Source organism: Peribacillus sp. GL_122 (assembly GCF_057835005.1).
Window position 1 is genome coordinate 623,268 of the sequence record NZ_CM174415.1, and the last position, 24,534, is coordinate 647,801.

General features: G+C 40.8%; 20 protein-coding genes and 1 riboswitch. Of the genes, 14 read left to right on the forward strand and 6 right to left on the reverse strand.

Translation table 11 applies throughout. The annotated features are described in order from the left end of the window. The first annotated feature begins 79 nt into the window (after positions 1–79). From AC3ISB_RS03030 to AC3ISB_RS03050, 5 genes are all read left to right on the forward strand, one after another. Positions 80–1,396, forward strand: a complete 1,317-nt coding sequence (locus AC3ISB_RS03030; protein ID WP_489275518.1) for an MATE family efflux transporter — start codon at positions 80–82, stop codon at positions 1,394–1,396. 555 nt (positions 1,397–1,951) lie between these two features. Beyond that, entirely contained in the window at positions 1,952–2,224 is a 273-nt protein-coding gene (locus tag AC3ISB_RS03035) for a hypothetical protein (RefSeq protein ID WP_480339842.1), read from the forward strand. A gap of 161 nt (positions 2,225–2,385) precedes the next feature. Then, entirely contained in the window at positions 2,386–3,162 is a 777-nt protein-coding gene (locus AC3ISB_RS03040) for a transporter substrate-binding domain-containing protein (RefSeq protein ID WP_098370515.1), read from the forward strand. A gap of 65 nt (positions 3,163–3,227) precedes the next feature. Further along, entirely contained in the window at positions 3,228–3,872 is a 645-nt protein-coding gene (locus AC3ISB_RS03045; protein ID WP_098370516.1) for an amino acid ABC transporter permease, read from the forward strand. Beyond that, positions 3,869–4,603, forward strand: coding sequence for an amino acid ABC transporter ATP-binding protein (locus AC3ISB_RS03050; RefSeq protein WP_489275521.1), 735 nt, complete (start codon positions 3,869–3,871; stop codon positions 4,601–4,603). Before AC3ISB_RS03045 ends, AC3ISB_RS03050 begins: the two co-directional genes overlap by 4 nt. Before the next feature lie 229 nt (positions 4,604–4,832). Here the strand turns inward: AC3ISB_RS03050 and AC3ISB_RS03055 are convergent, their stop codons facing one another. Beyond that, positions 4,833–7,340 carry an NEW3 domain-containing protein gene (locus AC3ISB_RS03055; protein WP_489275523.1) on the reverse strand — a complete coding sequence of 836 codons (2,508 nt, stop codon included), beginning with the start codon at positions 7,338–7,340 and terminating at the stop codon, positions 4,833–4,835. A 251-nt stretch (positions 7,341–7,591) separates the two neighbouring features. On the opposite strand from AC3ISB_RS03055, the gene AC3ISB_RS03060 reads away from it, so the two are divergent. The 5 genes from AC3ISB_RS03060 to argH are packed head-to-tail and all read left to right on the forward strand — an operon-like array spanning position 7,592 to position 14,223. Next, positions 7,592–8,818: an ROK family transcriptional regulator gene (locus AC3ISB_RS03060; protein WP_098370520.1), complete on the forward strand. Its 1,227-nt coding sequence runs from the start codon at positions 7,592–7,594 to the stop codon at positions 8,816–8,818. Next, positions 8,818–9,909 (forward strand): extracellular solute-binding protein, encoded by a 1,092-nt coding sequence (locus AC3ISB_RS03065; protein ID WP_098370521.1) that lies wholly within the window; start codon positions 8,818–8,820, stop codon positions 9,907–9,909. Before AC3ISB_RS03060 ends, AC3ISB_RS03065 begins: the two co-directional genes overlap by 1 nt. Before the next feature lie 15 nt (positions 9,910–9,924). Further along, positions 9,925–11,037, forward strand: a complete 1,113-nt coding sequence (locus AC3ISB_RS03070) for an ABC transporter ATP-binding protein (RefSeq protein ID WP_098370522.1) — start codon at positions 9,925–9,927, stop codon at positions 11,035–11,037. Further along, the gene (locus tag AC3ISB_RS03075; protein WP_480339846.1) at positions 11,034–12,722 is read left to right on the forward strand and encodes an ABC transporter permease; all 1,689 of its coding nucleotides are present in this window, start codon (positions 11,034–11,036) and stop codon (positions 12,720–12,722) included. The genes AC3ISB_RS03070 and AC3ISB_RS03075 overlap by 4 nt, the downstream gene beginning before the upstream one ends. 16 nt (positions 12,723–12,738) lie before the next feature. Beyond that, complete coding sequence (gene argH / locus AC3ISB_RS03080) at positions 12,739–14,223, forward strand: argininosuccinate lyase (RefSeq protein WP_489275526.1); 1,485 nt, start codon at positions 12,739–12,741, stop codon at positions 14,221–14,223. 26 nt (positions 14,224–14,249) lie between these two features. On the opposite strand, the gene AC3ISB_RS03085 is transcribed toward argH, so the two are convergent. From AC3ISB_RS03085 to AC3ISB_RS03100, 4 genes are all read right to left on the reverse strand, one after another. Then, complete coding sequence (locus tag AC3ISB_RS03085) at positions 14,250–14,396, reverse strand: hypothetical protein (RefSeq protein WP_489275527.1); 147 nt, start codon at positions 14,394–14,396, stop codon at positions 14,250–14,252. Between the two features lie 256 nt (positions 14,397–14,652). Continuing rightward, positions 14,653–16,131: a sodium:solute symporter family protein gene (locus tag AC3ISB_RS03090; protein ID WP_489275528.1), complete on the reverse strand. Its 1,479-nt coding sequence runs from the start codon at positions 16,129–16,131 to the stop codon at positions 14,653–14,655. Then, on the reverse strand, positions 16,128–16,328 hold the full coding sequence (locus AC3ISB_RS03095) for a DUF3311 domain-containing protein (RefSeq protein WP_098370527.1): 201 nt from the start codon (positions 16,326–16,328) through the stop codon (positions 16,128–16,130). Before AC3ISB_RS03095 ends, AC3ISB_RS03090 begins: the two co-directional genes overlap by 4 nt. Positions 16,329–16,615: 287 nt before the next feature. Further along, positions 16,616–17,959 (reverse strand): amino acid permease, encoded by a 1,344-nt coding sequence (locus tag AC3ISB_RS03100; protein WP_489275530.1) that lies wholly within the window; start codon positions 17,957–17,959, stop codon positions 16,616–16,618. 207 nt (positions 17,960–18,166) lie between these two features. Then, positions 18,167–18,245, reverse strand: a riboswitch (glycine riboswitch). Between the two features lie 505 nt (positions 18,246–18,750). Between AC3ISB_RS03100 and AC3ISB_RS03105 the strand changes: the two genes are divergently transcribed. Next, positions 18,751–20,136, forward strand: coding sequence for an amino acid permease (locus AC3ISB_RS03105; RefSeq protein WP_144527923.1), 1,386 nt, complete (start codon positions 18,751–18,753; stop codon positions 20,134–20,136). A 247-nt stretch (positions 20,137–20,383) separates the two neighbouring features. After that, positions 20,384–21,733 (forward strand): FAD-binding oxidoreductase, encoded by a 1,350-nt coding sequence (locus AC3ISB_RS03110; RefSeq protein WP_489275532.1) that lies wholly within the window; start codon positions 20,384–20,386, stop codon positions 21,731–21,733. 110 nt (positions 21,734–21,843) lie between these two features. Here AC3ISB_RS03110 and AC3ISB_RS03115 read toward each other — a convergent pair whose 3' ends face one another. Next, positions 21,844–22,056: a hypothetical protein gene (locus tag AC3ISB_RS03115; RefSeq protein WP_057278656.1), complete on the reverse strand. Its 213-nt coding sequence runs from the start codon at positions 22,054–22,056 to the stop codon at positions 21,844–21,846. A 403-nt stretch (positions 22,057–22,459) separates the two neighbouring features. On the opposite strand from AC3ISB_RS03115, the gene AC3ISB_RS03120 reads away from it, so the two are divergent. Together AC3ISB_RS03120 and AC3ISB_RS03125 are read left to right on the forward strand one after the other, a co-directional pair. Further along, the gene (locus tag AC3ISB_RS03120) at positions 22,460–23,371 is read left to right on the forward strand and encodes a LysR family transcriptional regulator (protein WP_347941276.1); all 912 of its coding nucleotides are present in this window, start codon (positions 22,460–22,462) and stop codon (positions 23,369–23,371) included. 133 nt (positions 23,372–23,504) lie between these two features. Next, complete coding sequence (locus tag AC3ISB_RS03125) at positions 23,505–24,527, forward strand: LLM class flavin-dependent oxidoreductase (protein WP_480339850.1); 1,023 nt, start codon at positions 23,505–23,507, stop codon at positions 24,525–24,527. Positions 24,528–24,534 lie beyond the last annotated feature (7 nt).

The window sequence follows — 24,534 nt, forward strand, 5'->3', positions numbered from 1 at the left end:
TTGATTGGAAGGCCTCGATTTCAACTTGAAAATCGAGGCTCTTTTATTTTTTCCGAAGAACATATTGGAGGGAAATTGGATGAATCATCGAACATACCTTGCTTTAGCTATCCCCTTAACGATTTCAACGATGACAACCCCTTTATTAGGGGCTGTGGATACTGCAGTTGTTGGTCAGCTTCCAGATCCGGCGTATATTGGGGGAGTTGCAGTAGGCAGTATTATTTTTAATACTTTATATTGGTTATTCGGTTTTCTACGAGTTAGCACGTCTGCGTTTACCGCTCAAGCTAATGGGGCAAACAATCAAGCTCAAGGAGCACTTGCTTTGTTTCGCCCTTTTTTATTAGCTGTCATTGTAGGTCTTTGTTTTATCCTCCTACAATGGCCGATTGAATATGCGGCTTTGAAACTGATCGCCCCTGATTCCGATGTTAGCAAATTTGCAGCGGAATATTTTCGAATTCGAATTTGGGGAGCTCCCTTCACTTTGATGAATTATGTAATTCTTGGTTGGTTGATGGGCATGTCGAAGATTAAAATATCTTTATTTTTACAAGTGTTCATGAATGTTCTAAATATTGTTCTTGCCATTTTGTTTGTTCATGTCTTTTCTTTGGCCGTAAAAGGGGTGGCTATGGCAACTTTAATCGCAGAAATCACAGCATTCTTAATTGGCTTACTCCTATTATTGAAGGCATCACCGATTCAATGGAAAATGCCAGCTGTGGGAACGCTTATAGATTCACATTCTATGAAAAAGATGTTTATCGTTAACCGGGATTTATTTATTCGAACGATTTGTTTATTAGCCGTTTTTAACTTGTTTACAGCAAAAGGTGCTTCTTTTGGTACAGAACAATTGGCTGCAAATGCTGTATTGATTCAAATTCATTATATTATGGCTTATTTCTTTGATGGGTTTGCAAATGCTTCCAGCATTTTCGTAGGTAAAGCGATTGGTTCAAATAACGAAAAATTATATAAAAAAACGCTCACCTTGTCCTGGCAATGGTCAATTCTATCCGCCTTCTTCATTGCTTGCGCCTATGGACTATTTCAAGAACAGATTATTGGACTCTTCACGAATTTACCGAGAGTAATTGAGCTTTCGAATATATATGGAGCTTGGCTAATTATTTTCCCATTTGCAGCCTGTTTCGGACTCGTCATTTACGGTGTCTTTACGGGAGCGACTGAAATTGCACCGGTTCGAAACTCTATGATTTACGCGTTGATTGCGTATATTATTGTGCAAGTCACTACAACCCCCATCTGGGGCAATCACGGCTTATGGCTTGCCTTCATCGTCTTTAGTGTGGGTAGATCTGGTTTTCTAGTTATGTATATCCCTAGATTGAATAAGAAAATTTTTCATGTTAAACAAGAATTGTGAATGCCCCTCCTTAATCCTTATAGCGTTTGTATGGAGTCTGTATTACTGAAAAATCTACAAATATATGAACAGGGAACAGGTCGGCAGCTGCGTCGATATGGAGAGCATAAAGGTATTCCGAAGTATCAAAGAGACATGTTGCTAAAGACCAGCAGGTGCATTGGTTAAGATTGAAGCTGTCTTTAAGGCAGCTTTTTTTATGGATTTATAGCGCACTTTAGTTAAAGAAGGCGTTATTTCAGACCTATTAGCTTTTATAAGTGGTGGCGTTAAAATACAGGAGAAAATTAAATTGAACATAGATATAGGGCTCCTCTTAATTGTTCTTTTATCTTTAAAAGGATTAGTATTGTCCAATAGATATGTAAAAGAGCAAGATAAGAAAAGGATTAGTAATAAGTGAGTGTGGATTTTCGGAAATACTATTTATCTTTTGATAAGTCAATTACAATTTAAGGTAAAAAGGAAATATATAATAGTGTGCTTCAGGTTCTTCTGTTTTGGAAGGATCAAAGGTTTAGTTATTCAATTAACAGGGGGAAGAGTTCAATAAGAATGGCTAACATTCTAGGTTATAAGGCGGTGTTTTGTAATGGTTTTTTGAAAAGAGAAAGTACAAAAATCATTAATGTTTATCAGAAAAAGGGCTGCCCGGAAAGTCGAATTCCTCCGAAATTGGGACAGCCCTTTAAATGTTTTCTGCGCCTCTTTTACCTTGTTGCAATTCTGCATGCTTACAATGACCTTATTGGATATAAAGGGGTATTTCCTATTATTGATGGCATGATCGGCTATTCTTATAGTGAAGGTTTCCATATCCTTTTTTGATTTTCCATCACTGAAACAATATTAGGAAAAACATCCATAAAAATTATTTAAAGAAAATAATATATATTCTAAAAATTCATATTATAATACTTTATTCTTATGCTATATTATAGGGAGAATTATTTATTATCACGTATAATCTAAGAATTGGAGTGATTTGAATGAAGAAACTTGGTTTATTGAGTATGTTTTTGATTCTAACTATCTTTATCTCGGCTTGTGGAACCAATGAAGAAAAAAATGCAGGTGAGGAAAAGGAACCTGAAAAGGTGTATAAGGTTGGTGTGGATACGACTTATCCTCCTTTTGAATTTAAAGAGGGGAACGAATATAAAGGTATTGATATAGAATTGATCAATGCAATTGCGAAAGACCAGGATTTTAAAATCAAATTGTCTCCGATGGATTTTGGCGGCATCATTCCGGCTATGCAAGCCAATCAGCTTGATGTGGCCATTGCGGGCATGAGCATTACAGAGGAAAGAAAAAAGGTAGTAGATTTCTCAACACCATATTTTGATGCAGGATTAACAATAGTTGTTAAAAAAGATAATACAAGCACTAAAACTGTTAAAGATCTTAAAGGAAAAACCATTGCAGTCAAAAAAGGGACAACAGGTGCTAAGTATGCACAGGATAATGCTACTAAGCTAGGAATTAAAGTAGTTCAATTCAATGATAGTCCAGCGATGTTCCAGGAAGTGGCCAACGGTAATGCGGATGCTCTTATAGAAGATTACCCGGTAATCTCCTATGCGATTGCCCAAAAAGATCTTGGGTTGAAAATCGTAGGTGACCGTTTGAATGGTGACCAATATGGAATTGCTGTATTGAAAGGGCAAAACGAGGATTTATTGAAGAAAATAAATGATGGTCTTGCCAATCTGAAAAAAGACGGCACGTATGATGAAATAATTAAAACGTATCTTGGTGAATAAAACAATAGATTAAATCTCGATAGGCGCGCTTATGGCGCGCTTTCTTTTTCAAAGGGGTGAAAGAAATGGATATAATTGTTGCGGCATTGCCTATTTTATTAAAAGGACTTCAGGTGACACTTTATATCTTTGTGATTGCCATTATCCTAGGTTTTTTGATTGGTTTAGTGGTGGCTTTGCTGCGACTTGCCCCCATCAAAATCTTGAACTGGATTGCAAAGGTTTATGTGGATGCGATACGAGGGACACCGTTCATCGTGCAGTTGTTCTTTATCTATTTTGGTGTGAATTCACTGAACTTGATTTCTTTGGACAGTACAACAGCTGGAATAATTACCGTTGCAATCAATGCAGGGGCATATTTTGCTGAAATAATAAGGGCGGGGATACAATCCATCGATAAAGGACAAACGGAAGCGGCAAGATCCATCGGGTTCACGGGTACTCAAACAATGAGGTATGTTGTGCTGCCGCAAGCCTTTAGAAGGATGCTCCCTACCATTACGAATCAATCGATCATCAGCTTGAAAGATACTTCGCTATTATCCGTCATTGGTATAGCCGATTTAACCCAGCAAGGTCAGATTCAAGCTTCGGCAACCTTTGAAGCATTCAAGATTTGGCTGGCCGTTGGTGTGATTTACTTTATCATCATCTATTTGTTAACCCTAATTGCTAATTTCATAGAAAGGAGGGTACAAGTTCGATGAGCATCATTACTGTAAAAAACCTGAGAAAATCATTTGGAACTGTCGAGGTTTTAAAAGACATTAATGCAGAAGTGCAGGAAAAGGAAGTAATTTGCGTAATAGGCCCTTCTGGATCTGGAAAGAGTACATTCCTGCGTTGCCTGAATCTCCTTGAGGAAGTTACGGGCGGTGAGGTGGTCATTAACGGACATGATATAACCGATCCTAAAAGGAAAATCAATATAAACAAAGTCCGGCAAGAAGTTGGAATGGTTTTTCAACATTTCAATCTATTTCCCCATAAAACCGTCCTTGAGAACATAACCTTGGGTCCTATTAAAATTCGTGCCACCGATAAAGCGGAAGCAGGAAGGTTGGCGCTTGAGTTATTGGATAAGGTTGGCCTTAAAGAAAAAGCAAATAGCTATCCAGGGGAACTTTCCGGCGGACAAAAACAGCGGGTCGCCATCGCAAGGGCATTAGCGATGAATCCGAAAATCATGCTATTTGATGAACCGACTTCTGCCCTTGACCCTGAAATGGTCGGCGATGTTCTGGAGGTAATGAAACAACTTGCCAAGGAAGGCATGACAATGGTCGTCGTTACGCATGAAATGGGCTTTGCCCGGGAAGTCGGGGACCGGGTCATATTCATGGATGGAGGGTATATCGTGGAGGAAAATGAGCCGAATAAATTATTCGGGAACCCTCAGCACGAAAGAACGAAAGCATTCTTGAGCAAAGTGCTTTAACGGGATGACTGTAAGAGACCATGGTACATCATGAATGAAGTTGTGCATAAAGTGTGGGCAAAGGAATGCGGGAAATGAGGGGAAACCCAAACGCATCACCCTTTCCCTTAACTTTGTGCATAACTTTTTTGTTTTTTAGAGCAGGAATCAGTCAGGCATGTTTATGAAATCATCGGGCAAGCATCAAAAAAAACCTATGCATTTGCCACATGCATAGGTTTTTTCTTATTTACTTGGCACCGTAACTAATCAAGTTCGTCATGATTCGATATCCGCCTGGAACCTGGCCTTGAATTTGCCTGTATAGGACAAGGTTTGTGTAGAGGTAGGTGCCATTACCGTATTTAGCCATAAGGATTCCACCATCAAATGGTTCTTCATTTGGATCGGCCATGGAAATGAATGTTTCAAACCGTTCATCCCATTCCATTGGGAAATACAATCCTCTTTCTTGGACCCAATTGCTCCAGTCATCACTTGTTATTTTATTTGGATAGTTAAAGAGAGCCGATTCTGGTTTCGAGACGTTTACCGTGGCGTTTTCATCGGTTACCCGCCAGCGGATGGAAGGATTCCCGAGGGTAAGGGGATATGGAGCTGTCTTCAGGGCATCCCATCCATCACCAGGTTTATGGTATTGAACGACAAGATGACCGCCGTTTTCCACATATTCAAGTAAGCGCGCGTTATTTGCCTTTAAATCTTCCCTTGATAGATAAGCACGGATGCCTGTAACGATCGTGTCATATTGACTTAAATCACCTTCAGCTAAATCGGCTGCAGTTAACTTCGTAATGTTCAGGCCTGCATTGCTCAAATAATCTGCCACTTTATCGAATCCGCTTTCAATGTACCCCACTTTTAATGAAGCTGGCTTCAAAAGCTCAAATGCAACGGTGTTGATAGCTGCTGGGTATTGGTAATAGAATGTTCCGATATGGTCATAGGAAATTTCCTGAATGGTCGAATCAAAAGTTTTCCCATTGACAGTAGCAGCAGCCTTAACATGATATTCACCATTTTGAATTGTCTTCGGCGGTCTGAGGGTGAACTTCACTTGTTTTTCTTCTGATTTTTCATTAAATGATACAGTGGTATTTTTTGGTTGAACCCCCCAGTTTTCAGGGACTTTTAAAGCGACCTTTGCTGATGCTTTTCCTTCTGTATAGTTTTTCAAAGTTACGGTCACTGGGACTTCTTCTTTTACTTCAGCTGTATTTACGACGATATCTTCAGGTGATAGGGTAAGGCCAACGTCGGGAAGGACAGCGATCGTTCCGCCCACTTCTTCCTTGATTGCTGTTTTTGTGCTGCCGTATTTATAAGAAATGCTCGTTGTAATGGTTGATTCATCATAGGCATGGTAATAGGCGGCATCTTTAGGGACTTCAACCTTGTAGGTGATCGTTGCTGATTTATTAGGTGCCAGATTGACATCTTTAGATTTTGTTTTAGTCTGCCATCCTTTAGGCACGTTCAATGTAGCAGTGACTTTTTTCAATGTTTGTTTCCCATTATTCTTAACCGTTACGGTTACATTTGTACTTTGCCCTTTCGTAAGAATGTTTGAGGCTGCTTTAGCTTGAACATCCAGTCCTGAAGAGACATAACTGGCGTTTTGTAATTGCTCTTCTTTTAATGAGAGTTTATGGAGCAAGTCGTTCTTAATGGCAGGGCTTAGCTTTGCCTTTTTGACTTGCGCAGTAATTGAACGAACTTTGGAAAGAGCATTTTGGGATGTTGAAAAAACACGTTTTTCATTGGGATAAGCCGCAATAACGGCGTCCAAATTCCTTTGCAGGTATTTAAATTCTGCCTTTAATTTTGAAGACGAGTGAGGGAGTTTTTCAGCCCATTCAGCGAAATTATAAGGTACACCTGCAAAAAGATCCGACTTGTTTTTTGTATCAACGTCACTTTGCTTTAAATCCAGATGGACCTGGCGAGGTGCTGCAGGGATATCGGAACCCATGCCTTGGCTTTTATGCAGATAGCGGGATTGTTCTCCAAGCTGAGGGTAAGTCATGCCGTATATTGGATCATATTTACCGATTTCAATGGAAGTGGTTGCTTGATCTGAGGAGGAAACAGGTAAATATAATTTTTTCACTTGCCATACCGATAGACCTTGTTTCAATTGTTTCGGGAAAACAGTTGGATCTGCGGCATCCTTAAAAGCACGTTCACTTAAGATTGTCATTGTTCGATGATGTCCATGCTGGGTATCATCATTTTGAAAGGATGGCATCAATATATCCGGCTGATACGTTCGAATAAAGCGGATAAGGCGTTCATAGGTGAGTTCCTCGCCCCATTTTTCCAATGTTTCCTCTGGTGTTTTCGAGAAGCCGAAATCATAAATGGGATCACTGGTTGTTTCACTTAGATGATAGGCCTTAACCCCGGTGATTTTTGCAGCTTCTATCATTTCCCTCGAACGGATGATTCCAAGGGCATTGTCCAGTTCATCCCCAATTTCATTTTGTCCTCCTTCACCACGGTTTGCAATCAGGCTGGATGTCTTAACCCCTAACCCTCTCGAGAGATAAGCGAGAAAGTCACTGCGTTCATCATCCGGATGGGCACCGCTGTTCAAGAATGTCACGGTCGTCTCGAGCGGCTTGACCGCATTCCATAACTCAACGTTAGCTTCCTCAGGAATTGCAGCGCTACCTCCAAGCGGCAATAATGCAAGGACCAACAAAAGGGAAAGCAACGATAACAAAGCTTTTTTCATTATTCTTTTAACCCCCTTCATTTTATAAAAGACCTAAAAAAAATGTAGGTTAGTAATATTTTCTAACTAACCAAGAAAAACTTATCTAATAAATAGCACTAATGGGTATAAATGTAAATGATGCGAAGTAACTATTAAAAATTGAACATTTTAAAAGTTCTGAAAAATAACTTGTATGCTGGATTTTTTTAAGTTATATTTTTACTTAATTAGTAAAATTTACTAACTAAATGATGTAAGGCCGTGATGTGATGAGTTTTAAAAGACCACCCAGTCATCAAAAATATGTCAATAAAAAAAGAATCATTCAATGCATCCAGGAATGTTCGCCCATTTCAAGAGCTGAAATCGCCGTTAAGCTTCAGCTAAGTAAACCAACTGTTTCTCTGGCTGTAGATGAACTTATACAGGAGAAATGGGTATTTGAGAAAGGAATAGGAGAATCCTCCTCTCAAGGCGGGAGAAGGCCTATCCAGCTATTTTTTAATGAAAAGGCTGCCTATATCATCGGGGTCGATATAGGCGGGACGAAAGTGAAAATCATTTTAAGTGATTTAAGCGGCAACATCCTTGCCGACACTAGTTTTTCAACTAACATCTATTTACAATCAGGGCTTCTTAAACAAATGGCGATTGAAACGGAACGGTTAATTGCAAAGAATCAGATTGCGAAAGGCAGGATATTGGGGATGGGAGTCGGGATTCCTGGTATAACGCAAACGGCAAGCGGATTGGTAATAGAGGCACCGAGTTTAGGCTGGGTACAATATCCGTTCATAGCCGAAGCGAAACGGTATTTTGATTTCCCCATTTTTCTAGACAATGATGTAAACGCGGCTGCGCTAGGTGAACAGTGGCTGGGCAATGCCCAAAATAAGCGGAATTTGCTGTTCATTGCGGTTGGCACGGGGATAGGAAGCGGCATCATCTTGAATAACCAGTTATACAGAGGGGCTTCCAGTGCAGCTGGGGAAATGGGTTATATGGTAACGGACAAAGAGGATATGAAGCGTGAATTCAAGCCGGTTTTCCATAGATACGGCTATTTGGAAAGTGTCGCAGGAGGAAAGTCGATTGGCAGTCATTTTACAAGGGAGGTTCTCAAGGATCCTCAGCATTCTTTATTCGAACGGGCCAAATCTTCCGAACTATCGGGGGAGGATGCTTTTTTGTCAGCAAAAAAAGGAGACGCGGCAGCTATGGCCGTCATAAATGAAGCCATCGAGCATTTGGCCTGCGGCATTGTCAATGCGGCCAGTTTACTAAATCCAGAGGTGATTATTTTAGGAGGTGGTGTTTTAAATTCATCTGAATACATTTTACCTAGAATTCGGGAGATCGTTGATCGATATCTTCCTAGTTTAGTAGAAATGAAAACTTCACAACTGGGAGAAAACGCAGGAGTACTTGGAGCGGTTTCCCTTTTCTTAAGGGAACATGATGGCATTTTGAATTTTCGTGATGAGGGGGAGTATTAATGAAAAATAGGAAAAAGTCGCTTGTTTCAGTAATGGCCTTATCGGCAGCACTATTGATTTCGGGGTGTAACGGTGGCGAGACGAAAACGAATTCGGATGCTGGCGGTGCCAAGGGAAAAAAGGGTGAGCTGGAAGATAAGATCGTTGTTTATTCACCGCATGGCAAAGATATTTTATCAAAATTCGAAAAACAGTTCGAAGATGAGTATGGTATTGATGTTGAGTGGCTTGATATGGGGTCTCAGGAAATCCTTGACCGCGTTCGATCAGAGAAAAGTAATCCACAGGCAGACGTTTGGTGGGGGGCACCTTCCACGAACTTCAATCAAGCAAAGAGTGATGGGCTGCTGGCTGCTTATAAGCCTAGCTATTCCGATAGTCTAGATGAAGGATTCCACGATCCGGAATGGTATTGGACGGGAACGAGCCAGACACCGGAAGTCATCATGTATAACAGCAAAAAACTATCAAAAGACGAGGTACCGAAAGATTGGGATGAGCTGCTTGATCCGAAGTGGAAAGACGAAATCATCATTCGCTATCCGTTAGCCTCCGGAACGATGAGGACAATTTTTTCTGCGATGATTTATCGTACGTATAAGGATACAGATGACCCAAAAGAAGGGTATGACTGGTTAAAGAAGCTCGACCAAAACACAAAGGAATATTCAGCAAACCCGGAAATGATGTATAACAAGGTGGCCAAAGGAGAGGGTTCACTTTCCGTATGGGCAATGCCGGATGTTGTCATGCTTAAGGAAAATAAAAATTATCCATTTGAGTTCGTCATTCCAGAAAGCGGAACACCAGTATTGACAGAAGGTATCGCCATCGTTGAAGGTGCCAAGCATCCAAAAGCGGCAGAAGCCTTTTATGAGTTTGTGAATTCACCGGAAGCCGCAAAAACTTTGGCAGAAGAATTTTACAGGATTCCGACCAGAAATGATGTGAAGGATTTACCTGAATGGATCACGGAAACAGAAATTAAAGCGATGGAAATTGATTGGAATGCATTCGAGGAAAAAGGTGACGAGTGGATGAAATATTGGGACGAAAATATTAAAAGTGGAGATAAAGAAATTAAAGAATAAGGAAGTGTCGTTGGGATGGCGTCAATAAAAATAGAGAATGTCCAAAAAGCCTTCGGGAAAACGATAGCTGTCGACCATTTAAATCTGGAAATCAAAGAAGGGGAGTTTTTTACCTTTCTTGGTCCAAGTGGCTGTGGTAAAACGACAACGCTTCGGATGATTGCCGGTTTTTATTATCCGACAAAAGGTGTCGTCCGATTTGGCGACAAAGATATGACGCGTGTACCTCCGGAGAAAAGAAATACTGGCATGGTTTTTCAAAACTATGCCCTCTTTCCCCACATGACTGTTTTTGAAAATGTAGCGTTTGGCTTGCGTGTGAGAAAAGTTTCTTCTGCTGACTTAAAGAGGAGAGTGCTGGATGCCCTCCAAAAGGTCAGGCTGGAGAGCTATTCGAATCGTCAAGTGAGCCAGTTAAGCGGAGGACAGCAGCAGCGGGTGGCCCTTGCGAGAGCACTGGTCATCGAACCGGAAATATTACTGCTGGATGAGCCATTAAGTAATCTGGATGCCAAGCTTCGTGATGAAATGAGGGTGGAAATCCTAAGGCTGCAGCGTGATTATAAGATTACCACCATTTATGTCACACATGATCAGGCTGAGGCATTATCGATGAGTGATCGGATCGCTGTGTTCAATTATGGTGTATGTCACCAGGTCGGGACGCCGGCAGAAATTTATAATCAGCCGGCCAATGATTTTGTGGCGAGTTTTATAGGCGAGATTAATCTATTGCCCGTTCAAGTCGAAAAAGTTCAACAAGAGAATATAGTGGTTGCTCTTAAAAATAGTGAACAACCGATTAAATTGAATGTAGAAAATCAAGCTAGAGAAGGAATTTCAATCTTACAGACTGATGATGACCTTGCTGTTTCGATTCGTCCTGAAGCAATCAGAATTCTGGATGTAGCCGAAGTAGGAATGAATATCTTTAAAGGTAAAATAAATTCCGTCCAATTCTTTGGATCTGTTGTGAATGTCATGGTGGATGTTCAAGACGTGTTACTAAGGGTCGACGTATTCAACACTCAGGATTTTGGATACTTTCATCAAGGAAAGGAAGTGTATGTCCAGCTTCCTGAGAAACAGCTGCGTCTTATCCCTATCATAAGCGGTGAAGCTCCATGATTAAAAATCGTGATACGAGATTGACGATTTGGCTCCTTATACCAGTTGTATTAGTGCTCGTAGCGTATGTTCTCTACCCATCGTTGAGGACCTTTATCGAAAGTCTGCAAAAAGACGGAACGATATCCCTTGGAAATTATCAGGACTTCTTCGTGCAGGAATCGAAAACGAACCTAGAGGCGCTATGGAATTCCGTTTATATATCCTTATTGAGTGTATTGGTCAGTGCCTTGATTGGCATTCCGCTCGCATTTATTTTTAACCGTTATGATTTTCCCGGCAGAAGCTTCTTTTCATCAGCAGCGATTTTGCCGATTGTCCTTCCATCATTGGTAGGGGTCATGGCTTTTATGTTTTTATATGGAGAATCGGGATTGATCCCGAATGCCATCAAGGATCTGTTTGGTCTTGATAAAGTTCCATTTAAAATTGGCGGGGTATCGGGAATCCTTATCGTGCATGCCTATACGATGTATGTCTATTTTTATATGACCGTATCCGCTGCAATCAATAAAATAGATCCGTCCCTTGAAGAAGCTGCTTATAACTTAGGGGCAAATAAATTCAAGGTTTTTTGGAAGGTGACATTTCCATTATTGACACCTGCCATCGTTGCCGCTTCTTTGCTTGTTTTCATGATATCAATGGCTTCATTCAGTGCCCCGTTTTTATTGGCTGGCGGATACAGGGTGTTGAGCCTGCAAATTTATTTTTCGAAAATAAATGGTGATATGGAAATTGCCGCTACTCAATCCGTCATTCTATCCATCGTTTCGATTTCATTTCTATTATTCATGCGTTGGTATCAGAATAGGAAAGATTATCGAATGGCTTCGAAAGGGATTGGGGCACACAGGAGTGAAGTGAAGAACCCGATTATGAAATGGGTGATGGTCGTAACGGGCATCATTGGCGTAATTATTTTGCTTTTACCGCACTTTACGATTCTTTTGCTTTCACTTGTGCCAGATGGAACCTGGACATTTCAAACGTATCCAACAGTATTTAATGTGGAAAATTACATGCTTTTGTTTGAAGATCCTAATATCTTCAAACCGTTACGAAATAGTTTACTGATGGCGGTTATTGCAACGTTGGCAAATCTGGTGTTTGGGGTCATAGCGTCCTATGTGCTTGTCAAACGGAAATTCGTCGGGAAAAGCTTTGTCGATATTCTAGTCATGATTCCTTGGGCGTTGCCTGCAACGGTCATAGGGATGAACTTGATATTCGCATTCAATGAACCTAGCGTTTTTTCCTTTGGTCAAATATTGGTAGGAACATTTTGGATTTTGCCTCTTGCCTATTTCATCAGACATATCCCACTCGTTGTCCGCTCGACTAACGCCGTTCTGGAGCAGCTCGATGATTCGATTGAAGAAGCAGCCAGAAACTTGGGGGCAAAGTGGTTTTATACCTTCAGAAAGGTCATATTTCCGATTATTATGCCTGGCGTTTTATCAGGGACATTATTGGCATTTATCGAATCTGTGGGGGAATTCCCGACCTCGGTCCTGTTGTACACGATTTCAAACAGACCCATATCCATTGAAATCATGAATCAGCTTCGAATGTTCAATATGGGGCAGGCAGCTGCCTATGGGATGATTCAAATCACACTGATTGTAATCGTTCTCTTTATTTCGAACAAGTTTTTTGGAATCAAAGCGGAAAAAGCTTTATGAATTTGGAGGTTTAAAGATGAGCAGGCTTGAAGAATTTATCAAAAATGAAGGTAGTGTCTTTCCCGGAAAAACATATGCAGAAGAGCTTCTGATGCCTGTTTTTAATGATCAAAGAGATTACTTATTTCATGCAATGTTCGATATTCATCGGGCGCATGTCATCATGCTTTCGGAACAAAAGATCATTAAAGAAGAAGAGGCGAAAACCATGCTTGATGGGATTCGGAAAGTGGCCCAAACAGATCTCAAGCAGTTGACCTATCAGCCCCAATTCGAAGACTTATTTTTCATGATGGAGGCAAAGATAGGTGAGGAAATCGGTCATGAACTTGCAGGAAAGATTCATATCGGCCGCAGTCGTAATGATATGGGAGTCGCGATGTACCGCCTTGTTTTGAGAGGCCATCTGCTCCAATTGATTGGCTACGCAAACCATTTGAGTGAGGCATTTCTGGTGCAGGCTGAAAAACATACAGAAACCTATATAACTGGTTACACGCATACCCAACCGGCTCAGCCGACTACGATAGGACATTACTTTTTAGCCATTTATGATGTGCTTCAAAGGGATATTGGCCGGTTATGGGCAGCCTATGAAACGGTTAACCAATCGCCTTTGGGCGCTGCCGCGTTAACGACCACCGGTTTTCCGATCAGCCGGAACCGTACTGCTGAACTGCTTGGGTTTGATTCGGTGATCGAGAATTCCTATGACTCGATAGGCGGGGCGGATTATTTATTGGAAACCGCAACTGCCATCATGACGTGCATGGTCAATGCAGGAAGATGGATTCAAGATTTCCTGCAGCATGTGACAAGGGAGTTTGGTACATTTCATGTGGCCGATCCTTATGTTCAAGTGAGCAGCATCATGCCGCAAAAAAGAAATCCAGTTTCCATTGAACATTCCCGTTCGATTGCAAGCAGTGCGTATGGTGATGCACTCGCTGCAATGAATATGATCCACAATACGCCATTTGGTGATATCGTCGATACGGAAGATGATTTACAGCCGCATTTATATCGGGCTTTTTCGAATGCAGGACGTGTCATGAAACTAATGTATGCCGTCATATCGACTTTGAAAGTAAATGAAGAACATACAAAGAAAATGGCCGCAAAATCCAGTATAACGGTTACTGAATTAGCGGATACCCTATCAAGAGATTACGAGATATCATTTAGAAAAGCTCATTCCATAGCGAGTCATATTGCAAAACGGTCGATTGGTGAAGGGAAGGAGCTTTATGATTGGGACACGCAAGACATCAACAAGATCATCAATGAATTCGTTGCAGTGAATTTAACTGAAGACGAATGGAAAAAGATCATCTCTCCCGAATACTTTGTGGAAATTAGAAGCATTCAAGGCGGGCCCAGCCCGAAAGAGGTTACGAGGATGATCGTAAATAGAAAACAAAAACTGGAGCAACAGTTGCACGAATATAAGGGAATCGTTAAAGCAATGAATGATGACAGGAAGGTTTTAGTGGATTACTGAAGGTGCGTGAAAAAAGGAAATGAATTTTAACGGGCATGAAATTCACGAGTATTTACTCCAAATCCACGAGTAAAAGCGTGGAATTCACGAGTAAAAGCGTGGAATTCACGAGTATTTACTCCAAATTCACTAGTAAAAGCGTAGAATTCACGAGTATTTACTCCAAATCCCAAGTAAAAGCCCGAACCTCCTGAAAAGAGTATTTTCTCGTTGTATTTATTAGTTAAAATAGGGGTTTTGATTATAAACAAAAAAGATTAGTAGTTTCATATGAGACATTGTTTTTTGTCCGCTATTAACTTTGTATAATTACTCTTAAGAAAAAGGACATTATGACTTTGGATGTCGATTATAAGAAAGGCTCAGTCTTTTGACTGAGCCCTTTCGATGTTCTTTTAATGTTTCTTTATCCAAAAATCAGAAAGTGTTTCAAATATCGTTAACGGATTTAGGTTCCAACTGAACCGCGTGCTTTTTGAAAGCAAGACTTACCGTGATCATCACAATGAAATTGACCGCCAAGGCGATGATTCCCACATTCAAATCTTTCGCGGCTTGCGGCAAGGACGGAAACAAGGTTCCTATAGTTGAAGAACTGAGTGTAATGCAGATTACGATGAATAATCCGGTGATGATGCCGGCGATTGCGCCATATTTATTGATGGGATTATTCTTCTTCAGACTAAAGAGCAGGGACGGGAATAGCTGTGTAATGAGACTGTATCCCATTAGAATTAATGCTGACATCGTTTCGCCGCCGTTTAAGGTGAAGTAGACGGCTATAAGGGCAATGACTGGAACAAGAAGCTTTGCCAATCGTACAACGTGGCGATCGGACACTGCTGGTGCAAATTCCTTATATACGTTTTTCGCGAGCAGTGTAGCGACGCTCATCAAAAGCATGGATCCCGGCACCAATGCGGTCAACAATCCAGCTCCGCCGATTATGCCTATAAACCATGGATCAAAGGTCTCAATCGAAAGGCGCAGCAATGAGAGGTCTGCATCTGCCCCAACAAGTCCGGGCACTTTCAATATAGCTGTAAACCCAACGAAAAAGACGAATAACAGCATGAGTGTATATAAAGGGCTGATGATGGCATTTTTTCGAAATACCTTGCCGCTGCGTGCTGAATAGACAGCGCTGAAAACTTGTGGCCACATATAGAAACCGAATACGAGCAATATTACCGTGGAGATAAACCATGATACGCTAAGTCCCTGGTCAGGGAACTTTAGAAAACCAGGTTTGGCCGCATCAATCGCTTCAAACATCGGCTGAAATCCGCCAAAGTAATGGATCGGCAGATAAATCCCCAAAAATCCTATTATGGCGACCATCATGATATCTTTAATGACCGCTATCCAAACAGAACCGTGTATACCGGAGATCATCACATAAATGGTAAGGCTGATCGCCCCCATCCAAACTGCCTCGGACATTGAGATGGCACCATAAGATGCCTCTGAGACAATGATTCCCAATCCTTTCAGCTGCACGACGATCACTGGAATCATCGACACCACACCGACAAGTGCAGCCAAAATTCCTAAACTGGGACTCTTATATTTGCTCACAAAGAAATCGGATTGAGACATCAGTTTATTTTCTTTGGCATATTTCCATATTTCCGGAAGGAGCCAATAGGATAATACGTAAGACAGAGTAATGTAAATTAGAACATATAGAGCGGGTGCGCCCTTGCCATATGCCCAGCCGCTGCCGCCAAGGAAGGAGAAGGTCGTATAGATTTCCCCGGCCATCAGCAGAAAGACGAAAATCGCACCAAAACCACGTCCGCCCACCGTCCATTGTTCCAAGTTCATATCTTTTCCTTTTGAAGAGCGTATCCCTAAAAATATCGATAGAAGTAAAAATGCTAAAATGATTAAGAGAGCAATATTCATTTCTGGTCACCTTCCCGATTCCTGGGATCCAGCTTATACATGATGCCCAATATGGCAGAGGTAAGGACAACCCACATAGCCATCCAGAACATATTGAAAGGCATTCCTAATACGTATGGTTCTATTTTATTAACAAAAGGTAGAAATCCTAGTATGCCTATAAAAGGAACTAGAGTAAGGATATATATAATCTTCATTAAACAAACCCCTCCGTTTTAAATAAGTGAAACGTCCATCAATGGGGTTTATTCTTCAATGCCACTGATGGCTGGGTGAACCAAACCGGGAAGGAAAATTCATACAAGACGGATTTACCTTCTTTTAAAAAGGTCCGATGATATATAATAGCTTACACTATTTTGATATAAAATTTAATGGAGTTGGGTGATATATTTTAGCAAAAACGCGCCAACTGCCTAATCTTGATATGTTTCTTAGATGGATAAAGCCTTGAATTCGAATTGAATTCAAGGCTTTATTTCCTTTAGCTATTTTTTTTCCGATAGTTATATAGTATCACCAAGAGTATGAACCAGATCGGGGTCAAGAGCAGTGATAGTCGTGTAGCTTCAGCGAACAGCATAACAATAAGGATGAATAGGAATAATCCTAAAATGGCGTAATTGACAAAGGGTGTAAAAGGAGCCTTGAAAGTCGATTCGGCTCTTAGATCAGGCCTTGTTTTCGAATATTTGAGATGGGAGATCAAGATAATGCTCCATACCCAAATGAAACAGATGGCACTGATGGTCGTCACGACGGTAAATGCCTGTTCCGGTATCAGCTTGCTTAATAATGCCCCTATTGATACAACGATTGTGGATGTTAATAAGGCATTGCTTGGAACAGCCTGTTTATTTAATTTTTCCAGTTTAGCAGGGGCTTCGCCATTCCTGCTTAACGTATAGAGTATTCGGCTTGTTGAAAATAAACCGCTGTTACATGCAGAAGCAGCGGATGTCAACACGACGAAGTTGATGATTCCTGCAGCGACAGGAATGCCGATTAACGCAAAGACCTCTACAAATGGGCTGCTTGAGGCATCAAGTTGTGTCCATGGGTTGACACAGAGAATGACGAATAGGGCACCAACATAGAAAAGTAAAATCCGGACAGGGATTTTATTGATGGCAGAAGGAATGTTCTTTCTCGGGTTCGCCGTTTCCGCTGCGGAAACCCCGACCAATTCGACACCGACAAATGAGAAGACGACCAACTGTAATGATAATAGGAATCCGGAAATGCCATTGGGGAACATGCCCCCATGATTCCATAGGTTCGTTACGGAAACCGTTCCGGTATTGGTGTTGAAGCCGATGATCAATAGAATGATTCCTACGATGATCAAGGCAAGGATCGTGATTACTTTAATGATGGCAAACCAGAATTCCAATTCGCCAAATAACTTAACGGTCAATAGGTTCAACCCTAACAGAATGACTAGGCATATTAGAGCTGGAATCCATTGAGGGATATCGAACCAATATTGTATATAGACACCGACAGCTATGATATCGGCCATTGCGGTCATGATCCAACAGAACCAATATGTCCAACCTGTCACGAATCCAGCCCATGGACCGACATATTCGGTTGCAAATTCAGTGAATGATGCATAACCTGCATTGGATAATAGCAATTCGCCCAGCGCCCTCATCACAAAAAACAAGGCAATCCCTATTATCAGATAGGAGAATATAATGGAAGGTCCAGCCAATTGTATGGCTTTTCCGGATCCTAAAAATAAACCGGTGCCAATGGTTCCTCCTATTGCAATCAGTTGTACATGTCGATTTTTTAAATCTCTTTTTAATTCCTGTTTAGCCAATTCTTACGCCCCCGTTTTTTATAGTCTTGTTAGTGAATGATTTCAACCTGCATGGTCTTGGAGAGAGGGACGTGATTTTTTGCCCTGCTTGCCTATTCCATTGGTTTTCAAGAGTGTAGTTTTAAGTCCAATCACAAAATGGACAATAAAAAAAGAGATTGGATAATACCAATCTCTTAAAGGGTTCAGAATAACAATTCTATCATTCGTTACTCTTCTGTCCTTTTGCCTGAGATTGTGAATCCTTCGGCGCTGCATCTTGTACAGTCTCTCCAGAAGCTGCTCCTGCTATAGTGTCATCCATAGCATTCATCGCTTGCTTGTATGCGGTTGTGAAGAAATGTCTGTCAGTGTTAATCTTCCACTGTTGGATCATTCATTATGCTTATAAAATAATATTGGAATTCTATCATCAATTTTTCGGTAGGTCAACAAATATTTTTGAAATGAAACAGGCATTATCGCAGTTTAATAGTGGTTTGTATTTAACTTAAGGTTTAAGCAGAAGTGATAGTTTTCTGCTCTTTTTGAACGATCACTATTATAAAATACTGAACATCATTTTTTTAAAATGATATTTTTAGATTAGAAAAATCGACAAGATATTATTGGTAACTGTTTTTTTCAAAAATACAATTGTATTTTTACAGAATATTTACTATTATAAGATAAGGAAATATAATTGAAGTGTTATGTAATATTGATTACGATAAAGCATTTCTAATTAAAAGAGAGTCGTTCGTGGCAAGGATGGAAAAGCATTACCGATATTGCATCTGGGGGAGTTAATCATGTCGAACAAGGAATTAAAGAGAGGGCTGGAATCAAGACATATTCAAATGATAGCTTTAGGCGGAACCATCGGGGTCGGTTTATTCATGGGTTCTGCGAGCACCATCAAATGGACCGGGCCCTCTGTTATGCTTGCTTATGCAATCGCAGGTATTTTTATATTTTTCATCATGCGTTCCATGGGTGAGATGCTATATTTAGAACCGACTACAGGTTCTTTTGCAACCTTTGCGAGCAGCTATATACATCCCTTGGCAGGTTATATGACTGCTTGGAGCAATTGGTTTCAATGGGTAATCGTCGGAATGTCCGAAATCATCGCGGTTGGGTTGTATATGCAATATTGGTTCCCGGAGTTACCTGCTTGGATACCAGGTGTGGTCGCCATGATCATCTTGGGGGCGGCAAACCTTATTTCGGTTAAATCCTTCGGGGAATTTGAATTTTGGTTTGCGCTTATAAAAATCATAACGATTATATTGATGATCATTGCCGGCCTTGGCCTTATCTTCTTTGGAATAGGGAATGGCGGGGATGCTATTGGATTATCGAATCTTTGGGCAAATGGCGGCTTCTTTACGGGAGGCTGGACAGGATTCTTCTTCGCGCTTTCCCTAGTAGTGGCTTCCTATCAAGGCGTTGAGCTTATCGGAATCACAGCAGGAGAAGCGAAAAATCCAACCAAGACCGTAACAAAAGCGATCCAATCAATCATATGGCGCATTTTAATTTTCTACATTGGTGCCATATTCGTCATCGTGACAGTATTCCCTTGGGATCAACTGGATGACTTAGGCAGTCCATTTGTTTCAACCTTTGCCAAAATAGGTATCACTGCAGCGGCAGGCATCATTAATTTTGTCGTAATCACTGCAGCAATGTCTGGATGCAACAGTGGGATTTTCAGTGCAGGACGTATGCTTTACACACTGGCATTGAATGGCCAAGCTCCGAAAGCCTTTGCTAAAGTATCTAAAAATGGAGTGCCGGCATATTGCACGATCGCTGTACTTTTAGGATTGGGCATCGGGGTTATCCTGAATTACCTTGCACCGCCTCAATTATTCCTTTATGTGTACAGTGCGAGTGTATTGCCCGGGATGATTCCATGGTTTGTCTTACTTATCAGTGAGCTTAAATTCAGAAAGGTGAATGCTGCTGAAATGGAGAAACATCCGTTCAAAATGCCGTTGGCCCCTTACAGTAACTATGCGACGATTGCCTTTTTACTGATGGTGCTTGTCGGTATGTGGATCAATCCTAGTACAAGGATTTCCTTGGTTGTCGGGATCGTTTTCCTAGCCTTGGTCGCAGCAAGTTATTACATGCTGAAAATGGATAAACGAACACCATTGGATGTTAAATCCGATGATGAGATTTCCTGATAAGGTAAAAAAAGCCCTTCTCTTAATTCGAGAAGGGCTTTTTTTGTTTTTTTGGATCAATTGTGGAATTCACGAGTAAATGCGTGGAATTCACGAGTAAAACAGCGAAATTTACGAGTAAAACCGTTGAATTCACGAGTAAAGCTAAATTGACCCCATTACAAGGGAGGGACAGCAAGGGGAATGTATCTTCCTGCCAGATTTTTTCATAGGATGTAACATATTTACCCGAGGAAGGGGTTATCTTTTGGAAAGAACTAAGCTTACCGGGCGTATCGTTACACCAAATGATGCTGAGTATGAGCGTGCCAGGATAAATAATAACTTAAGTTTTTCTAAATTCCCAAAGGTCATTGTGTTTTGTCAAAATTCCGATGATGTGTTGAATTCATTGAAGTGGGCCCGGGAAAATCATGCACCTTTCCGGGTTAGGAGCGGCAGGCATAGTTATGAAAATTTTTCATTAGTGAATGGCGGTCTAGTCATTGATATTAGTGAAATGTACAATATCAAGGTCAATCGTGAAAAAATGATCGCAAAAATTGAAGCCGGAGCTGATTTAGGGCGAGTATATAATACGTTATGGAACTATGGAACGACGATTCCGGCAGGGACCGAAAGCAGTGTTGGTGTTGTAGGTCTTACGCTCGGCGGTGGAATAGGTATGTTAACGAGGCGTTTTGGACTTACTTGTGACAATCTACTTGAAATAGAAATGGTAAGGGCGTGTGGAAAGAGGGACGCCAAACTCATTAAAGCAAATAGGAAAATCAATAGTGATTTATTTTGGGCATGCTGCGGGGGAGGAGGGGGAAACTTTGGCATAGTCACTTCTCTTACTTTCAGGGTAACCCCCGTATCAAGGGTATCCGTTTTCTCCGTCACATGGGGGTGGGAAGATTTCGAAGCGGTGTTTGAAGCCTGGCAGGATTGGGCCCCTCAAGCTGATGAATGCTTAACTTCAGAAATAGAATTCAAGGCAAAGGAAGCAAACGAAATTTTTGCTAAAGGTGAATTTGTTGGATCGTCACATAGATTGAAGCAGCTATTAAAGCCTTTGACAAAAACTGGTTCACCAATAAATGTCATGATAAAGGAAGTCCCATACATTGAAGCCGTAAGATTCTTTGATTATCCAGCTGGAAATCAACCGGCGTATCGAAAGAGGTCAGGATCTTTCATTGAAAAAGCTTTTCCGGAGCAAGCAATCATGACCATGAAACATTTTTTAGGAAATGCTCCAAATGAAAATGCAGCCATTTGGCACCAATCCTTAGGAGGAGTGGCGGGCCTTAAAGATCCAAAGGAGACAGCTTTTTATTATCGCGATGCCATCATCGCCCAGGAGTATCAGGCTACATGGACCAATCCAGTAGAAGAGCGGCTAAACATTCGTTGGATCAAGGACCTGAAGCATGCCTTGTCGCCATTTACTACCGGTGACTATGTAAATTGGCCGGATACTCTAATCAAAGATTGGCCAACTGCGTATTATGGAAAAAATTTCAAACGGCTTAGGGAAGTGAAAACGAGGTATGATCCATACAATGCGTTTAAGTTCCCACAAAGCATACCGCCATTAAATAAGTGGGTTTGAAAAAGCTTGGATTCACCATAAATATTCGTTATATAAAGGCCTATTCCTAAATTTGGATATAGGCCTCTTTCTTCTTGTTTTGAATTAATTAATCGAGATAATACTCAAAATCATTCCGCTTGCTGAGCTTGTACTGTATTGTAAACCTGATTTACGGAAGATTGGGCTTGGGCGATTTCTTGAGCCGCTTGTTTAATGGCTTCTTGTGCCAAAGTTGGATCAGAGGAAGATTTTTCAATTGCTTGTGAAAGTAAGGTTTGCGTAAGGGTAACGTTTGCTTTTGCTTGATTTAATTGATTGATATCAATTTGTTGCTGAGGCATGTAGTTTCTCTCCTTATGTCATTATTGGGATTACTCCATTAGGATGACCGTTCTTTTCTATTTTATAAGGAGAAAAAAATATAACCTAGACAGGATGGACAGCTTGGAAAAGTTCTGAAACGGCCAAAAAAGTATTCGTTATATTTACTTAGAATCCTGAAATTTTCATCTGCATAATTACTATTACGTTCCTTGAATATCATAATGTATGAAAACGTAAAAAATATATCGTGATTTTTTGGTTGTTCAGTTAATTAAATTATACTTTACTTATTGGTTTTATCAGATTAAAATCGGAGAAAGAATTATTATAAGTGATGAGCTGATTGGACAACCGAAAGCTCCTGAACGTGATAAGCGAACAGGAGCTTTTTGCGTTCACTTGGAAAAAGGAGTTGGCAAGATGAATATTGATCATATTGAAGCTTTTATGTATGTTGTTCACCTTAATAGTTTTCATAAAGCCGCAGAGGCAATGTTTTTATCACAGCCAACGGTTTCGGCAAGAATTAAGACGCTTGAGAGTGAACTCGATTCAGTACTATTTGAGAGGCAAGGAAGAGGGATTATTTTAACCGAAAAAGGGAAAGCCTTCATTCCGTTTGCGGATCAAATTATTCGTACCTTTCACCAGGGGAAAAAGCAGTTGAAAAGAGGAAGCGAACTGGAGGAAATAACGATAGGGGCTAATATCATTACATCGCAATACTTTATTCCATTTGCTCTTCCTCTATGGAAAAAGGAAAACCCCAATTTACGCTTTAAATTTATTTCAGCAACAAATGATGCATTAATGGAAAAATTGCTTCAGAAACAGGTTGATATAGCCTTTATGAAGGATGTTACACATAGTGGTCTGCAAAATTACAAAACCCTTGATAATTCGATTCGTTTAGTCGTGTATCCAGGACATCCATTTCAACTTCGAACTGGGCTAACAGTACAGGAATTAGCAATGGAGCCGTTGGTATTTTTTGAGTGTGGTGCGTTTGACTGGAACCACGTTCATAAAATTTTTGAAGTATCCAATGTAGAGCCGCGCATTGAATTTCAGGTTGATCACCTGGAAGTGGCGAAGTCGCTAATTCTTAGCAGAAGCTGTATCGGATTTTTACCGTACTTATGTATTAAAAAAGAGTTAGAACAGGGAACTTTGATTGAAGTGGATGTGTCACATTTGATCAAGATTAAGCAGCACATCCATCTGACGCATTTAAATCACGGGATGGAATCCCCTTTATTATGGAAAGACATTCTCTTATCAGTTCGGAAATTTGAGAAAAACCCTCAGCAATTACAGATACAATCGAATTGATAGATATTTTCTATCAATACAATATTTTTTTCTATTAGTAAAACCATTGCCATTAGCATGTTTTAGATGATAGGATATGTCAAAATATAATTATTCACATAAGTAAACTTTGAATTAAAGCGGAGGAGAGAATATGAGTTATAAGCTTGGCATTTTAGACCAGAGCCCGATATTTCCAGGAGCTTCAGCATTTGATGCACTACAGCAAACCATTAATCTGGCTAGACATGCAGAAGAGTGGGGTTATACCCGTTTCTGGGTATCGGAACATCATCATGCCGAACAGTTGGCGGGGTCCTCCCCGGAAGTATTGATTTCTTATTTATTAGCCCAGACAAAATCGATTCGGGTAGGGTCCGGAGGAGTTATGCTTCAGCATTATAGTCCATATAAAGTGGCGGAAAACTTTCACGTATTATCGAATCTTTCACCAGGCAGGGTAGACCTGGGCATCGGAAAGGCACCAGGTGGCCTCCCCTTATCAACGAAGGCGCTACAGTTTGGAACTGTGAATGATGGAAAAGATTTCGAAGAGCGGTTATCTTTCCTGCGAGAAATAATCGAAAATTCAGTTAATGAAACTCACCCGCTTGCAGGCATTCAAGCGACACCACTCCCTTCCAAAAAGCCTAAGATGTTTCTGCTTGGTGCAAGTACTGACAGTGCCAGGCTAGCAGCCGATCTTGGTATAGCTTATGTATTTGCTCGATTTATCAATAGTAATGAGACTGTACTCGAAGATGCTTCACGCATTTACCAAAGTATCTATCCAGCTGGGAGCTTTAAGGTATCGGTTTCAGTGATTGCTGCTCCTTCACAACAAGAAGCAGAACAGTTAACAGGTGACCAGAAGATTGTGAAAGTTCATCTCAAAAGCGGTCGTTCTGTCACGGTCCAAACACTAGCGCAAGCAGAGTTATTCGGGAAGCAGTCTGGGGAGCCTTACGAAATAGAAGAACAAGATTCCAATATTATTGCTGGAACTCCTTCTTATGTAAAAGAAGTCTTAGCAAATTTACATGAAAAGTACGGGGTAGATGAGTTTATCCTACATTCGCCGATTTTAAAGGAAGCAGAAAGGTTCAGATCTTTTCGATTGTTGAGTCCACTTCAATTAGTCTTATCTGAAGAGAAACACGTTACGAGCCAAAATTAAAAAGACT

Coding starts and splice junctions, on each gene's coding strand:
- AC3ISB_RS03095 (WP_098370527.1), bottom strand. CDS start 16,328: ATGAAGATTATATATATCCTTACTCTAGTTCCTTTTATAGGCATACTA.
- AC3ISB_RS03030 (WP_489275518.1), top strand. CDS start 80: ATGAATCATCGAACATACCTTGCTTTAGCTATCCCCTTAACGATTTCA.
- argH (WP_489275526.1), top strand. CDS start 12,739: ATGAGCAGGCTTGAAGAATTTATCAAAAATGAAGGTAGTGTCTTTCCC.
- AC3ISB_RS03055 (WP_489275523.1), bottom strand. CDS start 7,340: ATGAAAAAAGCTTTGTTATCGTTGCTTTCCCTTTTGTTGGTCCTTGCA.
- AC3ISB_RS03045 (WP_098370516.1), top strand. CDS start 3,228: ATGGATATAATTGTTGCGGCATTGCCTATTTTATTAAAAGGACTTCAG.
- AC3ISB_RS03035 (WP_480339842.1), top strand. CDS start 1,952: ATGGCTAACATTCTAGGTTATAAGGCGGTGTTTTGTAATGGTTTTTTG.
- AC3ISB_RS03120 (WP_347941276.1), top strand. CDS start 22,460: ATGAATATTGATCATATTGAAGCTTTTATGTATGTTGTTCACCTTAAT.
- AC3ISB_RS03070 (WP_098370522.1), top strand. CDS start 9,925: ATGGCGTCAATAAAAATAGAGAATGTCCAAAAAGCCTTCGGGAAAACG.
- AC3ISB_RS03040 (WP_098370515.1), top strand. CDS start 2,386: ATGAAGAAACTTGGTTTATTGAGTATGTTTTTGATTCTAACTATCTTT.
- AC3ISB_RS03105 (WP_144527923.1), top strand. CDS start 18,751: ATGTCGAACAAGGAATTAAAGAGAGGGCTGGAATCAAGACATATTCAA.
- AC3ISB_RS03090 (WP_489275528.1), bottom strand. CDS start 16,131: ATGAATATTGCTCTCTTAATCATTTTAGCATTTTTACTTCTATCGATA.
- AC3ISB_RS03050 (WP_489275521.1), top strand. CDS start 3,869: ATGAGCATCATTACTGTAAAAAACCTGAGAAAATCATTTGGAACTGTC.
- AC3ISB_RS03060 (WP_098370520.1), top strand. CDS start 7,592: ATGAGTTTTAAAAGACCACCCAGTCATCAAAAATATGTCAATAAAAAA.
- AC3ISB_RS03075 (WP_480339846.1), top strand. CDS start 11,034: ATGATTAAAAATCGTGATACGAGATTGACGATTTGGCTCCTTATACCA.
- AC3ISB_RS03115 (WP_057278656.1), bottom strand. CDS start 22,056: ATGCCTCAGCAACAAATTGATATCAATCAATTAAATCAAGCAAAAGCA.
- AC3ISB_RS03065 (WP_098370521.1), top strand. CDS start 8,818: ATGAAAAATAGGAAAAAGTCGCTTGTTTCAGTAATGGCCTTATCGGCA.
- AC3ISB_RS03125 (WP_480339850.1), top strand. CDS start 23,505: ATGAGTTATAAGCTTGGCATTTTAGACCAGAGCCCGATATTTCCAGGA.